This is a genomic window from Akkermansia sp. N21116, assembly GCF_029854705.2.
Classification (GTDB): Bacteria; Verrucomicrobiota; Verrucomicrobiia; order Verrucomicrobiales; family Akkermansiaceae; genus Akkermansia.
In genome coordinates, this window is record NZ_CP139035.1 from 1,473,633 (window position 1) to 1,488,905 (window position 15,273).

Sequence of the window (15,273 nt, forward strand, 5' to 3'; positions counted from 1 at the left end):
GGGGCATGTTGTGATTGGGTATGGTCGTGAACGGGCCATACCGGAATCAAGAATGATGAAAGAAGAAATTTATTCTACGCCAGCATGTCCGACCATATCGGGAAGTCTGAATTCAGAGAGGAAAGATGATCATGCCCCGGAGTCTTGTTTGTCGGAAAAGCTTTTAACTGTCAAATTGTACTGCGGTCTGGGCAATCAGCTTTTCCAACTTGCTTCCGGATTGGGGACAGCCTTGAAATTAAAGCGTCTGTTTGTTGTCCAGCCCGGCAATATATTTCACTCGCACCAGCACAGTACTGATGAGGCTGTCCGGCGTATCGTCCGGAGTCGTTTTATTCTTTGGAACAGGAAAGAAACGAGTACGTGCCGTATCGTACAGTTACACTCTAAACAATATATCGACATCCCGGACTGTGCTGAAAAACTGATTCTGATGGATGGGTATTGGCAAAATGTAGGATACTTTTCGAGTGACCTTGACTTCGTGGCCGAGCAATTTGCTTCTCTTGCGGCGGATACTCAGGAAACAGAAAGGATCGGACTCCATCTTCGGCTGGGTGATTATTGCAAATTAAGGAACCGTTTTCACCTGGTGACGCCGGATTACATTCGGCGTGCCGTGAGTTTTCAGTTGAAACGGGGAGCTTCACGCAGGGTAGATGTGTTTACCGACAGGGATTCCGTGGATATGGCTTGCTGTCTTGTCGATCGCGCCTTGCATGGGATGGGGATGGATATTCAAGTTGTTCGGGATGGCAGCGATCTGGATGATTTTGTTCGTTTGACTGCCTACGACCATTTGGTTGGGGCGCCCAGTACTTTCAGTTGGTGGGCATCGTTCCTGCACCGCTATGTATCGGACCGTCATACGGTGTGTTTTCCGAAACAGCTTTACAATCCTTCCTGCCATTTATCCGGCAATGAAGAAGGCTTTTACCGTGCCGCGACAAAGGGAGAATTACTGATTATTGACGATCAATAGGCGATCCTTTGTTTTTTCTCCCCTATTGGTACTCATGGATAAGATCGTGTCAGGAACTTTAAAATGTATTCAATTCGAAAAGATATGGTAGAGTGGGTGTTAAGGAGAGAAGGAATGAAGAAGACCGTGTTGTTTGCATCGATCGTTCTGTTGGGCGCGATATCGGGTATAGTGTGCTGGTTATGCCGGTCTCAATACGGCGATGGCTACTCGGAGAGGCAGAGGGAACTTTGGAACGAGAGGAGAGCTTTGTTCCCGGTATTCTGGCAATACGATGGCAGAGATACTCAATACGATGGTAAAAGTTCGGAGGTGTATGTATTCCTTGACATTCTGAGGAGTGGCGGCTTCCTCCCTGTCAAGGAAGAAGCATTTGAACAAACAATAAGGCGCGATAAAGTGCTGAGACAGAAACAACTCGATCTGCGGGATTCTGAAAAAACGCCTTTCATGCTCGATTTGACAAGGGAGCCGGACTTATCTTCTCTTCCTGTGGATAGGATATCGTCCCTGGAATGTCTGGAGCGGGCTAGGGGAGGAGATGCGGATGCCTGTCTTGCCATGGTTACCAATGTTTCGTCTTCCAAGTTGATTTTTGCTGATATATTGACTTGGAGGCAAACGCGCGATAGGGAGTATTGGCTATCCAGAGCGGAGTCATTGGGGAGGCCGGGAGCCTGTTTTTTGAAACAGTTTGGAAAATTGTTGCAGAAAGAGTCCGTCGAAGATGCTTTTTTCGATTCCGGAGACATGTTTTCGTCAGTACGCATGTGTCCGGATTATACGAGCCTGCCCGGTTATGGTGAGTTCCTGAATGCGATAAATGATGGTGATGTCCTGCTTTATTCCGTTTGGCGGAATATGCTCAGATGGCACGATTTGTCGGATCGGGAAGAGGCCGGTTTGAGGAAGGTTTTGAGGCAGCGTATCCGGTCCGGTGATATCAGGGCGATGGAGGGGATGATCACCTTGCAGCTTGTCTGGAGACGGAATATGTATGGACGTTTTTTGGGAGACTTGAATCAATCTTGGTGGATGAGGATGTTAGCGGCTCTTCCTGATCAGATATCGAAGGAATGTCGCGATATGCTTTATCATGTGGGATTTCTGGATGTGGATGATTGCCGGGAGGCTCAGAATTTACGGGAAGCGTTGGAATGTGCCCGAGTGGCTGCACGCAGGGGGAGCAAGATCGGAATGGATTACTGGTTGCGCTTCGGTTTATTGAGCCAGAATTTTTTAACGCGTGATGATTGGGAGGATGTCATCCGGTACAATCGGATCCTGCTGGAGGAAGGATATGTGCCTTATATGAAATCATGGTTGCATACCAATACTTTTCTCGAATTGTTCTACTGTTATTATCCGGAATCTGTATTGAATGGATACGTTGGACGAATAGGTGAAATGTTGGAAAAACGGGGGGACCTAAGTACTTTGGCGGGGAAACTTCCCAAGGAATCGAATCCTGTGATTTTGGAACAAATTCTAAATGAACGGGGAACTATGTACGGTTCCGATCAAGTGTTGCTTTTGATGGTAGAGAAAATGTCATTACAAATGTTCTCTCCTGAAGTGCTTGCTGTTTATGTTGATTGGGTTCGGGAATTGGCGGCAGAGGGTGATCCTTATGCCAATTTGGTGCTGGGAGGACTTTATGAGCAGGGATGGGGCGTACCGCAGGATGTGGGAAAAGCGTGGAGTTGTTATGTAAAAGGAAGTGAGGAAATCAAGGAAGAGGATGGCTATGGCCTGGCGGAGATACTTTTTTTCGATGCCCTGAATAAGGGTGATTCCCTCAGATGTCGGTTGGATGTTGCCCTCCATGCGAGTATGTTGTCAGTGTTGCTGCGATATCCTGAATCCCCGGTCAATGATCCGGGGATTACGGCTGTGTTAGTGGACAAATTGAATGCATGCAGCAAAAGTAAACACAATTATGCAGGACTTATTAATTATTGCTTGGGTTATGTTTATGAGAATGGAATAGGGATTTCACCCGATAAGGAAAAGGCCTTGGAGTACTACAGCCGGGGGCAGGGAAAGTATCCGGCCTGTACGGAACGCTGGGAGAAACTCCAGAAGAAAGATACTCCTTCCAAATTGCAATCCCCTAAGGATAAAAAATGAATTGCCTGTTTTTCGAGAAGTCTTGAAGAAGCGGACTCAAAACGGGGAACTTAAGGCGATGAAAGCAATTTTTTGGCGTGTTATTCCCGAGCCTGTTACGAAAAAGGGAGAGGGAATCATTCTGGCTGTTTTAATAGATGGGAGATATTGCAAAAATCTGTTCATCCGGGAAAATCGTGATAAGGTGGACACAAATGTATCCCTCAAGGAAGAAAGTCATCCTTATCCTCTGCGGCGTATTGTTTGTCGCCGCGGTGGCGGGAGGCTTGTTTTATGCTGATCGTTTGAGTTATGGAGATAGCTATTCGGAACAACAGCGGAAGTTGTGGAATGAACGGCGAGAGGTTTATCCCTTGGTGTGGATGCTGGATAGGTGTGATATGGTAATTTCATCCGAGTTCAATTTTTTGGGAGAGACCATGAGAATGGATTTCGGAAAACTCAATGCGCTGGAAAAAATAAAGGCGAAAAAGGATCGTGATCTTGAGGCACAGCAAAAGAAGCTTTGTGAACGTGAAAAACATGGCTTCACCCTGGATTTCAAGGAAAAGCCGGATCTTGCTTCTTTACAAGCTTGGGAGATAACGATTCGCGAGTGTCTGGAAAGAGCCCGGCGTGGCGATGGAGATGCCTGTTTGGAAATGGCTTTACATGTTCGCAGAGGCAATGGTTTTCGGAGTGACTCAATGAGCTGGAGGACTGCCCATGATATGAAGTATTGGCTGGAACAGGCACTCATCGCCAAACGCGCCGGTGCTCTTTTTTTGAAGCATTTCGGGGACATAAGGATGAAGCAGATTATTGAATCTGTGAAAATTATGAAGGATGGTATTTATATTACAGGGACTAGGCTCCCGGATGTTGCATCTCTACCTGGTTATGAGGAATTCCGGCAGTGTATGCAAAATGGGGATTTGCTGGCATACCGCGTTATGGAGGAATTGATAAGCGACTACCATAAGAATCCGTTTCTCTCTGAACTGAAGGAGGTATTGCGAGCAAAGGCTAGAAATGGAGATGTCCGAGCCATGGAAAAATTTGCTTCTCTGTGTTTTGACCGGGATGTCCATGATGTGAAACGCGATATAATGACGGATATGGAATCTTCATTCTGGTCGAAAAATCTAATTCCTATCTTGCCCAGGAAAAAACAGTATGATGTCCGTAATTTGTTGGTCAGGATGGGAATCATTGATGTGAACCGAACGGCGACAGTGAAAGATTTCCACGAAGCAGCAGCGTTCTCGCTCTTGGGTGCTCAACATGGAAGTCTGGCGGGGATGGACTATTGGCTTCGTTTTGGGCAGTTGACCCGAGATTATTTTTCGCGCGAAGACTGGGAGGCTATGTTGTCGTACGATAAATGTTTGTTGGAGCATGTGTATGTCCCCTATGTACGCCAAATCGATGAATTTGGTGGCTTTATTCACTATTCCCGCTTCTTGAATTCCGTCGATGTGTATTATGATTCGACATCAAGGAGGCAGTGCGAACAAAAAGCAAGGATGCTACTGATGCTTCGTGGAGAAAGCCAACAAAGTAATTTCCCCGATTTTGCCGAAAAAAGCGTCAGAGATCTTCAGTCGGTACTGGATGAAACGATCTCTTTATATGGTGCCGATTCTGTTCTGGAGAAAGCATTGTCGGATCTGGAAATCTGGAAGACTTCGCCTGAGAAACAAGCTATTGTTGCCAATAAGGTCGAGGAGTTAACGAAAGAGGGCGATCCCTTGGCTCAATTTGTGATGGGTTTTCTCTACGAGCAGGGGCGAGGAGTGCCTCAGGATTTGGGGAAAGCATGGGCTTCTTATTCGGAAGCTTACGATAGTATGGCTGGAATTGGGCTCCTTTCTATACGATTCCCCGATCCGACTCATGGATTTAAGACTGAAAATGGATATTTACAAAAATATATTCCTCAATTCATGCTCTCCATGGTGGTTCGCTACCATGACTTTCCGGGGCGTGATGAGAAGGTAGCATATGCCCTGGCAACATATCTGGAGGAATTTTCAAGACCGGATTACAATGCGTATCTGAACTACCTGCTTGGCCGGGTGTACGAGGATGGCATCGGTACGCCTCCGAATAAGAACAAGGCCTTGGAATACTACATGCGAGGACAGCAAGATCACCCCGCTTGCGCCGAGTCGTGCAAAAGTTTGGGAAAATCTTCTGTTTTTACTCAAGAAAGGTAATCTCATACAGTTTATTAAAATGAAGAAGAAAAACTTATGGATTCTGATTTTATCCCTGTTATCCGTTCTAGCCGGTGTGGTGTTTTGGCCTGAGTCTTCAGAGTATGGGACGGGCAATTCCGAGCAACAACGGAGGTTGTGGAATGAGAGGAGGCAGCTTTCTCCGGCTCTTTGGTCAATGTGGACGCTTGAGCTGAACTCAACCCGTTATCTGAACATGATTGCCCCAAAGGATGATGCCTCATGGACGGGTATTCGAGATCAAAAGAAGGCAAAGGATGAGGGATTGAAGAAGGAGCAGGTGGCGCTTCGGGATCGCGAGAAGCCCGTCTTTCGATATACTCCCGGCCAAGAGTTGGATCTGGCTTCTCTACGGGCTTTTGAACTTTCCAGGAGGGAATGTTGGCAACGGGCGCAGGGGGGCGATGCTGATGCCTGCATGGTGATGGCATGGAGGTCTATCACGAATAATTCAGAAAATCTGCTTAGTTGGCGAAGTATGCGAGACTTGGATGCCTGGCTTTCTCGAGCGGAAGCATTGAAACGTCCCGGGGCGTTGTTCTTGAAGAACTTTTGCCGAATGATTCAAGTTGAGAATCCAGCAAACTGATTAAAAAGGATTCTCTTACCGGATATGGTTACTCGAATGTGGCTTGCCCGGATTATACGGGCTTGCCGGGTTATGGGGAATTTGAGGAGAGTATGCGTCAGGGGGATATCCTGCCTTACTTTTTGGTGCGGGACATTGTGTTTTGCCATAGACTGCCCGACCGGGATATCGACCTCCTGCGTGAGGGATTGAGGCGGAAAGTGAAAACGGGTGATGTACAGGCGATGGAGGATTTGGCGGCTTTGGCCTTGGATCAGATCAATATTCATTGGGAGGAGGATATTTCATGGGAACTTGATCATTCTACCTGGAGTAGGTTTTTGGAGAGGAATATTCCGGGGAAGTGGCAGGAAGACGGGCGGAATATACTCGTTCGCATGGGGGTGTTGGATGTTGCGGACACATCAACGGTGCAAAATTACCGTGAGGGTGTCGAAAATGCACGGAGGGCTGCCCGATTGGGGAGTTTGGCAGGGATGTCCTATTGGCTGAGTTATGGACTTTGGAACCGGAATTTCTATTCCCGTGAGGATTGGGAGGATGTGTTCCGTTATTACCGTACGTTGATAGAGAAGGGCTATATGCCTTATCTCACAATATCCAGAGTCATGCAAGGTCCCAAGCTGGATCGTGAGATACTGGAGTGTTGTTATGGTTCCGATGCCGTGGGGAAAAGCTTGTTGGGGAAGCAGGATGCATTTATTCGAGGGGAAGAGATCTGGTTTCAAGATTTTTTAGAAGACGTTAAGAAAAACGGTGATGCAAAAAAGAAGCTGGCTGAATGGTGCTCCTGGCGGGGAAGTGACGTCGTATTGAGGCAGATTTTGCTTCAATTGATTCAGAACAACGCCTCATTTATTCCCGCAGATGTATCTGCTGTTTGTGCGGATAAGGTACAGGCTTTGGCTGATGAGGGAGACCCCTTCGGATTGTATGTTCTGGGTTGCATTTTGGAGGAGGGTATATGGAGAACCCGCGATTTGGGGAAAGCCTGGGATTGCTATGTGGAAGCGACGCGCAGGAGTTCAAACAAAGATTTAACGAATCTTTTTTACCGTGATTTTTGTGTAAATGGACATCTTTCAATGGCCAGATTGCCGGAGGCCGCGAAAATGGCGTTGATTTCTATGGCGATCAGACATCCCGAGTTTCCGGGCAGGGATCCTTCGTTTGTGTTTGATGTAACGGAAGATTTGTCAACATTGGTGAAATGGGATAGGCCTGGCATCTTGTTGTACCTGATTGGTCGGGTGTATGAGGATGGCATCGGTACCCTGCCGGATAAAAAGAAGGCTATGGATTGTTACTCCCAAGGTGGAACATACGCTCCATGTAGTGAACGCTGGGAAAAGTTACAGACCGAGCTTGGTCGCGACGATCAGAAGGAAAAGAAATGAAGAAGAAAACGATCATTACAGTACTTGTCCTCCTGCTGGCAATACTTGCAGGCGTGGTGATGTGGCCTGCGGCTCCCGAGTATGGGGACAGCTATTCCGAGCAGCAGCGGAAGCTTTGGAATGAGCGCCGAGCTCTTTATCCGGCTGCTTGGAATATAATGATAGGGGATGTCAGGCCGGAGTATGCAGATGCTATTTGTACGATTACTCCCATGCGGAAAGAGGTACTGGAACATGTGCTGAGGCGGAAGAGAGAGGAAGATAATGCGTTGGCGTTACAGCAGGAAGACCTTCGTGACCGGGAGAAAGTGCCCTACCCGGAGATGGAGGTAAAACTGCCGGATACAGAATCCTTGCGTCTTGATGAGATCAGTATCCGAGAATGTCTGCAGCGAGCTCGAGGAGGTGATGCGGAAGCGTGCATGGTGATGGCGTGGAGAATGGGAGGGGGAGGCATGGTTCCGGAATTAGTTTGGAGTTGGAACCGGACACGGACGATCCATTACTGGCTGGACAAAGCGGAGTCATTGGGGCGTCCAGAGGCAAAGTTCTTGAAGAATTGTTCTTCCATTTATCAAAAGGAAATCAGAAAGAACCTTACTCGGTCAATGTCCGGATGCAGTTACACGACTCCATCAGGTTTCGATTACACGGTGCTCCCCGGATATGGAGATTTCATGGGATGTATACGGAACGGAGATGCGTTGGCGTACAGGATGATGAGGGATATCGTGTTTTCTGCCTCAATTCTTCCAAAAGAGAGGGATATTTTATGGAATGTTTTGCGGGAACGTGCGAAATCAGGTGATCTCAGGGCAATGGAGGATCTAGCGGCAATCGCTTTTGAAGGAGGACAGATAGATGAGTATAGCAGGGAGATCAAAAGAGAGATGAAAGCATCGTTATGCTCCAGAATAATCAAGTTGTTGCCGGGATTTGCGAGGGAAAGCGTTTGGCACGCATGTGTTGGCATGGGGGTGCTGGATGCCGAGGATACGGTTGCCATGCGCAACTTCCGTGAAGCGGCTGAATACGCTAGGCTGGGAGCCCGGAGGGGAAGTTTGGCGTGTATGAGTTCTTGGCTGGGGTATGGATTGAATGGTTTGGACTATTTTTCTCGTGAGGATTGGGAAGATGTATTCCGGTACAGTCGTTTGCTGGTGGAACGCGGGTATGCTCCGTATATCTGCCGGCTCAATGTTCTGATATGTTTGGACAACTATAATGGGAAAATTCTGAATTATTATTATATAGATCAAAAGAATTGGAATGAGAGATTTGCCAGAGGACAACAATTATTCCAGGAACGGGTGACAGGCTATGATCTTTCTCCTTTGTATGTTGCAAAAAATGCTGAGGATATTGAAAAACAGTGGGATGATGCCGTTGCCGTATATGGAGCAGATCAGGTGTTGAGCTACTTGATGATGAGAACGGAGGAAATCCGTCCGGAATTGGCCGGCGCCTACATTGAAAAGGTTCGGCAGCAGGCGGATAAGGGAGATCCCTGTGCTGCTTTTGTGCAGGGATATTTGCTTGAACAGGAAAGATTGCTGCATGTTGATCATGGAGAGGCATGGAGGTGCTATGAACGAGCATTGGAACGTGTAGATCCCAAGGATATGACATATGTGCCTAATGTGGCGAATAAAAGAAGAAGTGGGAATTTCCTTGTTATGCTCCCGGAAGCTATCAGGATGGCAATGCTTTCCTTGTTGCTGGAACATCCGGAATTTCCGGGCAGAGATTTGAGCCGGGTGCCGGACCTTCTTCATGAACTGGAGGATTTTACGAAAGATGATTCTTCAGGTTCTCTTTGTTATTTGATGGGGAGGATGTATGAGGATGGTATCGGGGTACCTGTCGATCTTTCCCAAGCTCTGAAATATTATGAACGGGGAAAGGCTGATAATTCTAATTGTGCCGAACGTTGGGAAAAATTGCAGGCTTCCATTTCTGCAAAATAATCGTAGGATGATGAGAATTGGCGATGAGAAAGAAAATTGTCCGGATTGTCGTTGTCTCTTTGCTTGCCATGGCTGCGGTTATGATCTGGTGGGCGACAGCACCAGAGTATGGGGATAGTTATTCCGAGCAACAACGGAAGCTGTGGAATGAGAGGCGGGCGTTGTATCCGATGGCGTGGGGACAGGGAATGAATTATGATTTAGATAGTTGGGGAAGTGTTTTTTTGACGGGGTTGAATAGGAGCGATGCTCAGCTTCTGTTTGAACAGAAGAAAAAGAGAGATGAAGAATTGGCTGCGAAACAGATACAACTTCGCGATAGGGAGAAGCTGGGTTTTCAAATGGATCAGAATGTACCTTCGGATTGTTCCCCCCTCCCAGTGAGTCAGGTATCTGTCCGGGAGTGTCTGGAGCGAGCTCGGGACGGGGATGTGGATGCCTGCATGATGATGGCTCTTCACATGGGATGGAGAGGGAAGTTCAGGTCGGAATTATTGACGTGGCGCCGTGCTCATGATGTCAGGTACTGGTTGGATAAGGCAGAGGAGTTGAAACATCCGGGATGCCGGTTTTTAAAGAATTTCATGATGATGATTTTGCCGGAGAATCGGAAAAATGCTGTTTTTCAATCAGGCGGCTTGAGTATTAGAAGCAAATTGTGTCCGGATTATACGGGACTTCCCGGTTATGCCGAGTGGCAGCAATGCCTCCGGGATGGGGATTTGTTGGCCTACCAACTCTTTTGTTGGCTTGCGGCGGACCATGAACTCCCGGACCGGGAAAAGAAACTGTTGTTGGAGGGCTTGCGGAGTCGGTCGAAATCCGGTGATGTCCTGGCAATGGAAAAGATGTGTTCACTTATTTTCGAACCTTACAGGGAGACTGATTGGCGTCATTCGGCCAACGATGAGATGTCCAAGAGCATATATGGCAAGATGATTAGCATGCTTCCCGAATCTGTGCAGGAGCCAGCCATACAGGGTTTTGTGCGCCTGGGAATCGTAGATGCTGAGAATACGGAGACAATGCGAGAGTTTCGCGAAGCTGCTACGTGTGCTCGTGAATCGGCACGGCGGGGGAGCATGGTAGGAATGGCGTTTTGGCTTCGGTATGGTCAGGAGAGTCTGAAGGAGTATTCTCGTGAGGACTGGGAGGAGGTTTTTCGTTATCATCGTATCCTGTGGGAGCGGGCTTATGTCCCTTATGTTCGAGATTGGGGGAAGTATTACCCTCTTCCTTTGGATCAGATATTGATGGAATCCTATTATTCTCCTCAATCCTTGCGGACTGCGTATCGATTGACTTGGGCAAAATCCGGGATGAGAGATGAAGATGTTGTTAGTGGGGGGGATTATTTGGCGAAAGGCAAGAATGCGGCTGAAGTTCTTTGTGATCTGGATGAGCAAATTGCTTTTCTGGGGGCGGATTATGTTTTGGAAAAGGTATTGGTACTGCGTAGATCATGGAATGTTGCTCCTGAAATTACAGAGGCGTATGCTGCCAAGGTAAGGGAGTTGGCTACAGAGGGCGATCCCTTGGCGAAGCTCGTTTTAGGCTATCTCTATGAGAATGGGCTGGGTGTGTCGCGCGATCTGGGAATGGCGTGGAACTTGTACTCGGAAGCCAGGGTGGCCATGGGCATATTCGGAGTTAAATTAATGACTTATTTGAATCTAGAAGGAGATAAACATGTTTCCTGTAGCTATTTGGAAATGATGCCTTCGTTTTTCATGCTTTCTCTGGGGATACGTAACGCGGATTTTCCGGGCAGGGATGAAGCTCAAATGTATGCATTGGCTCAGGAATTGGAATTATTTTCGATTAGTAATGACTATTTGAGTTACCTTCTGGGACGTGTGTACGAGGACGGGATCGGCACGCCAGTTGATCTGGGAAAAGCGCGGATGCATTATGAAAGGGGAAGGTACAGGCATGCAGGCTGTGCGGAACGATTAGAGAGATTGGGGGAAGACGAACTTGATTCTTCCGAACAAAATTGATGAAGTGGAGTCGAGATGAAGAAGAAAAAGATCGTGTTGCTTGCCGTGTTGTTGGCGGCGGTGGCAGGCTGGTTCCTGTGGCCTTCTCCGTCGGAGTATGGTACGGGGTATTCCGAGGAGCAACGGAAGCTGTGGAATGAGCGGAGGGCACTTTTTCCCGGTGTGTGGGAACTTGCTCGAGTCCGCGGAGGTGTCGATATCACGTTTTTGAGTCGTTTTTTGGGAAAAGATGAAAAATGGACGAAGAAGACGATGGAGATGAAGAAACAGCAGGATTCCGGTCTGGAAAAAGAACAGCTTAAGCTTGCCAATCAGGAGAACAGTCCTTGCCCGATAATTCTGACGGAAGATGTATTGCAGGAGGATATCCCTGTATACCATGTGTCTCGGAAGGAATGCCTGAGGCGAGCCCGGGCGGGCGATGTGGATGCCTGTTTGGCGATGGTTTGTGTTGTGTTACAGCAAGGTAATGCATTGACTTGGCGGACAGCTCAAGATGTGGATTATTGGTTGGGCAGGGCTGAGGACCTGAAGCATCCGGGAGCACACTTTTTGAGGTATTTTGCACGGAAGATGCAGCCGAAGCGTCGGGAAACGGTGAGGCTTGCCGGTGAGGTTTTCATATCGTTCTACAAACCATGCCCGGACTATACCGATTTCCCGGGGTACGAGGATTTTATGACCTGCCTTCGCAGTGGGGATCTGATGGCTTACAGATTGTTGGTGGCATTGGCTGGCAACCTGAAACTTCCTGATCGGGAACGCCTTGTGTTGTTGGATGCGCTGAGAACAAAGGCTCAGGGTGGAGATACGAAGGCGATGGAAAAGATTGCAGAACTGGTATTTTCCTTCCCGAGGGACAATGAGGATCGACTCAAAAAGATGTTCGGTGAACTTGAAAATTCATTTTGGAGCAAGGCTATGGTCAAGCTCCCTCAAGAAAGGAAGCTTCAGTTGTGGAATGCTCTCATTTGGCTAGGTGTATGGGATGCTGAGCAGACTGCGGCGATGAAAGAATTCCGCGAAGGGGCGGAATATGCCCGGAAGGCAGCGCAGTCTGGCAGCATGATCGCGATGAATTGGTGGCTTTTATGGGGGATATCGAGTCTGGGGTATTTTACCAGAGAAGATTGGGAAGAGGCGCTTCGCTACCATCGAACTTTGATGGAACGTGGCTATATACCTTTTGTACGGAGAAAGTTATGGGAATCTTTTCCGAAGCCCATCGGGGACGAACTGGTTGCTTGTTTTTATCCACCTGCTACGCTGAGGAAGTCCTACGATGAGGCTTTGGAAAAGCTGAAGTTGACGGAGGATATGGCACGGTTTTATTCCGACCAATTGACGTCGGAAAGCGATGTGGAGAAGGCTCGCTGCGAGCTTGATGAGCTGATTTCGACGATGGGGGCTGATTTTGTTTTGCTGAAATTGATTAAGAATGAAAGATGCTGGAATGTTGCTCCGGAAATTGCCCGTATGTATGCCAGCCGAGTGAAGGAAATGGCAGACGAAGGGGATCCGTTGGCTCTGCTCGTTCTGGGATACTTGAATGAATACGGGCGGGGTATGCCTCGCGACTTGAACAAGGCATGGAACTATTATTCTGTCGCAAGGGATGCAGTGAGTTCTTATGGATGTATATCGGTTTCGTATCCCGACCCAACGAATGGGGGGAAGTATTCCTGTTCCTATCTCCAGTTTACGCCGACAATTTTCATGCTGTCGCTGGGGATACGACATGCGGATGAACTGAAGAAGCAGGGGAAGGAATTGTATGATCTCGTTCAAAGTCTCGATAAACCGACCTTGGGTTCCAGATTGTCTGACTTGAGTTACCTGCTCGGAAGAATATACGAGGATGGTATTGGTACACCCGTGGACAAGGAAAAAGCCTTGAGTTGTTACAAACGTGGTGGAAACCACGCCGGGTGTAGCGAAGGTGCTGAACGCTTGTTGCAACAGTTGACGGATGATAAATCGTCAAAAGGAAATTGAATGAACAAGAAAGTATGGATATCAATAGCTGCTGTGTTGTTGGCGGCAGTGGCTGGCTGGTTCTTGTGGTTATCTCCGCCAGAGTATGGGGACAACTATTCCGAGCAACAGCGGAAGCTGTGGAATGAACGGCGGGCGCTTTTGCCATGGGATTGGATGGATGGAAACAGAATTGTGTTCGATCCTGCATATTTGCAATTCATGACCGGACTGGATTGGAAAGAGGTTGATCAACTTCGATCGCAGAAGGAGGAACAGAATGAACAATTAGTCAGCGCCCAGAATGTTCTTCGCGACCAGGAGAAACTTATTTTCCAGGGAAATCTGCCTGCCCAACCGGATTTTACATCTCTTCCCGTTGATTTGGTTCCATTCTGGGAATGCCTGAGGCGAGCCCGGAATGGTGATGCTGACGCGTGCATGGCAATGGCATGGAGAGTTGGTGAGAATTCTGTTCTGGGCATCGGGGTGTGGAGTTGGCGTGAGGTTCGTGATGTGGACTATTGGCTGAACAAGGCAACGGATTTGGGGCGTCCGGGAGCCCTGTTTCTCAAACATTTTTTCCAGATGATGCAGCCGGAAAGCAGGAAGGCTCTCAGTCTTGATGAATACGCGACAAGTGCTAGTCGTAGTGCTACATGCCCGGATTATACGGGGCTTCCCGGCTACGAAGAATTTGAGGATTGCCTGCGCAAGGGGGATTTGATGGCATTCCGCCTGATGAGTTTTGTCTCTGGAACTCATGATCTCCCGCCCGGAGAAAGAGCTTTGCTGATGGAAACACTGAGGAATGGAGTGAAAGCCGGCGATGTAGCTGCGATGGAGAAGATGGCTCAGCTTATTTGTACAAGAGAGACCAGAAGGAGGCGAAGTGATGTTTGGAAGGAGATGCAGGCATCATTCTGGTATGAGATGATTCAGAAACTTCCAAGGTCCATGCACCTGCCTCTTGGCAAGAGGGTGGTACAAATGGGATTGATCAATCCGGCCGATACGGTGGCAGACCGCGAATGGCGCGAAGGTTTGGATTGTGCCCGAGTGGCGGCAAGGCGAGGGAGTTTGATTGGTATGGATTGTTGGCTTGCGAATGGATTGGCGAGCGTGGATTATTATACGAAAGAAGATTGGGAGGAGGTTTTTCGATTTCATCGCACCTTGTGGGAGAGCGGGTATGTTCCTGCCTTTGATCGATGGGAGTCGGGAAAGTGGTCTCCTACCCTGGACAGGAATTTGCTGGAATGTTATTACGAGCCGGAGTCGTTGAATAAGGTGAGCTCTGATTTTGTAAAACGCTATATGAGCGGCGAGTATTGGTGGATAGATGGCGGCGAAAAGAAATTAACGCATGCTGAGGATGCTGAGGGAATTCGGCGCGAATTGGAAGAAAAGATAGCTGAGAGAGGATCGGATGCTGTTTTACGGCAAATGTTGCGTTTGTATGATTCATGGAAAGATTCTCCGGATGAGGTCGATGCCTATGTGGGCAAGGTGAAGGAATGGGCTGCCGAGGGGGATCCCCTTGGCAAGTTGGTGCTGGGTTTTTGCTATGAGCATGGAACAGGCGTCCCTTGTGATTTGGGGAAAGCCTGGGCTTGTTATCGGGAAGCCCGGGAGATTGCTGTGAATTATGGAGGAGGGTTTGTTAGCTTCAAGGATTCCACGAATGAAGGAAAATCGAGTACAACATGTATGCCGAATGCCCCGGCAGTGTTCATACTGTTTCTGGGGATCCACCATAAGGAGTTTCCGGGGCGAGATGAACACGTATTGTATGAGCTTGCTCAGGAATTGGAGCCATTCGTTGATAATTCCCCCTATACTGGTCATTTGCGCTACCTTTTGGGGAGAGTCTATGAGGAGGGCATCGGTACTTCTGTCGATCATGAAAAAGCCTTGAAGTATTATCAATGTCTCGTAAGTGGTCACCTCGGTTGCTCAGAAGGGGCGGAACGTTTGCAACGGGAGGCAAAAGGAAATTCCGGGGAAAAGTAAGC

General features: G+C 48.2%; 9 protein-coding genes. All 9 read left to right on the plus strand.

What is annotated here, in order from left to right; genetic code table 11:
- Nucleotides 1–52 precede the first annotated feature (52 nt).
- The 9 genes from QET93_RS05665 to QET93_RS05705 all read left to right on the plus strand — a co-directional run bounded on the left by QET93_RS05665 (nt 53) and on the right by QET93_RS05705 (nt 15,271).
- On the plus strand, nt 53–982 hold the full coding sequence (locus QET93_RS05665; RefSeq protein WP_322190132.1) for an alpha-1,2-fucosyltransferase: 930 nt from the start codon (nt 53–55) through the stop codon (nt 980–982).
- Nucleotides 983–2,023: 1,041 nt separating this feature from the next.
- On the plus strand, nt 2,024–3,112 hold the full coding sequence (locus QET93_RS05670; protein ID WP_322190133.1) for a hypothetical protein: 1,089 nt from the start codon (nt 2,024–2,026) through the stop codon (nt 3,110–3,112).
- 137 nt (nt 3,113–3,249) lie between these two features.
- Nucleotides 3,250–5,310: a hypothetical protein gene (locus QET93_RS05675; protein ID WP_280131934.1), complete on the plus strand. Its 2,061-nt coding sequence runs from the start codon at nt 3,250–3,252 to the stop codon at nt 5,308–5,310.
- Nucleotides 5,311–5,329: 19 nt separating this feature from the next.
- The gene (locus QET93_RS05680; protein WP_280131933.1) at nt 5,330–5,920 is read left to right on the plus strand and encodes a hypothetical protein; all 591 of its coding nucleotides are present in this window, start codon (nt 5,330–5,332) and stop codon (nt 5,918–5,920) included.
- Between the two features lie 542 nt (nt 5,921–6,462).
- A complete protein-coding gene (locus tag QET93_RS05685; RefSeq protein WP_322190134.1) occupies nt 6,463–7,317 on the plus strand; it encodes a hypothetical protein in 855 nt (284 codons plus the stop codon).
- Nucleotides 7,314–9,284 (plus strand): hypothetical protein, encoded by a 1,971-nt coding sequence (locus QET93_RS05690; protein WP_280131931.1) that lies wholly within the window; start codon nt 7,314–7,316, stop codon nt 9,282–9,284. Before QET93_RS05685 ends, QET93_RS05690 begins: the two co-directional genes overlap by 4 nt.
- 443 nt (nt 9,285–9,727) lie before the next feature.
- Entirely contained in the window at nt 9,728–11,284 is a 1,557-nt protein-coding gene (locus tag QET93_RS05695) for a hypothetical protein (RefSeq protein WP_322190135.1), read from the plus strand.
- A gap of 15 nt (nt 11,285–11,299) precedes the next feature.
- Nucleotides 11,300–13,279, plus strand: coding sequence for a hypothetical protein (locus QET93_RS05700; RefSeq protein ID WP_280131929.1), 1,980 nt, complete (start codon nt 11,300–11,302; stop codon nt 13,277–13,279).
- Nucleotides 13,280–15,271 (plus strand): hypothetical protein, encoded by a 1,992-nt coding sequence (locus QET93_RS05705; protein WP_280131928.1) that lies wholly within the window; start codon nt 13,280–13,282, stop codon nt 15,269–15,271.
- Nucleotides 15,272–15,273: the final 2 nt, after the last annotated feature.

Excerpts from the sequence above, each read along its gene's own strand:
- QET93_RS05665 (WP_322190132.1), top strand. The coding sequence starts at position 53 with ATGATGAAAGAAGAAATTTATTCTACGCCAGCATGTCCGACCATATCG.
- QET93_RS05695 (WP_322190135.1), top strand. The coding sequence starts at position 9,728 with ATGATGATGGCTCTTCACATGGGATGGAGAGGGAAGTTCAGGTCGGAA.
- QET93_RS05675 (WP_280131934.1), top strand. The coding sequence starts at position 3,250 with ATGGGAGATATTGCAAAAATCTGTTCATCCGGGAAAATCGTGATAAGG.
- QET93_RS05690 (WP_280131931.1), top strand. The coding sequence starts at position 7,314 with ATGAAGAAGAAAACGATCATTACAGTACTTGTCCTCCTGCTGGCAATA.
- QET93_RS05700 (WP_280131929.1), top strand. The coding sequence starts at position 11,300 with ATGAAGAAGAAAAAGATCGTGTTGCTTGCCGTGTTGTTGGCGGCGGTG.
- QET93_RS05680 (WP_280131933.1), top strand. The coding sequence starts at position 5,330 with ATGAAGAAGAAAAACTTATGGATTCTGATTTTATCCCTGTTATCCGTT.
- QET93_RS05670 (WP_322190133.1), top strand. The coding sequence starts at position 2,024 with ATGTTAGCGGCTCTTCCTGATCAGATATCGAAGGAATGTCGCGATATG.
- QET93_RS05705 (WP_280131928.1), top strand. The coding sequence starts at position 13,280 with ATGAACAAGAAAGTATGGATATCAATAGCTGCTGTGTTGTTGGCGGCA.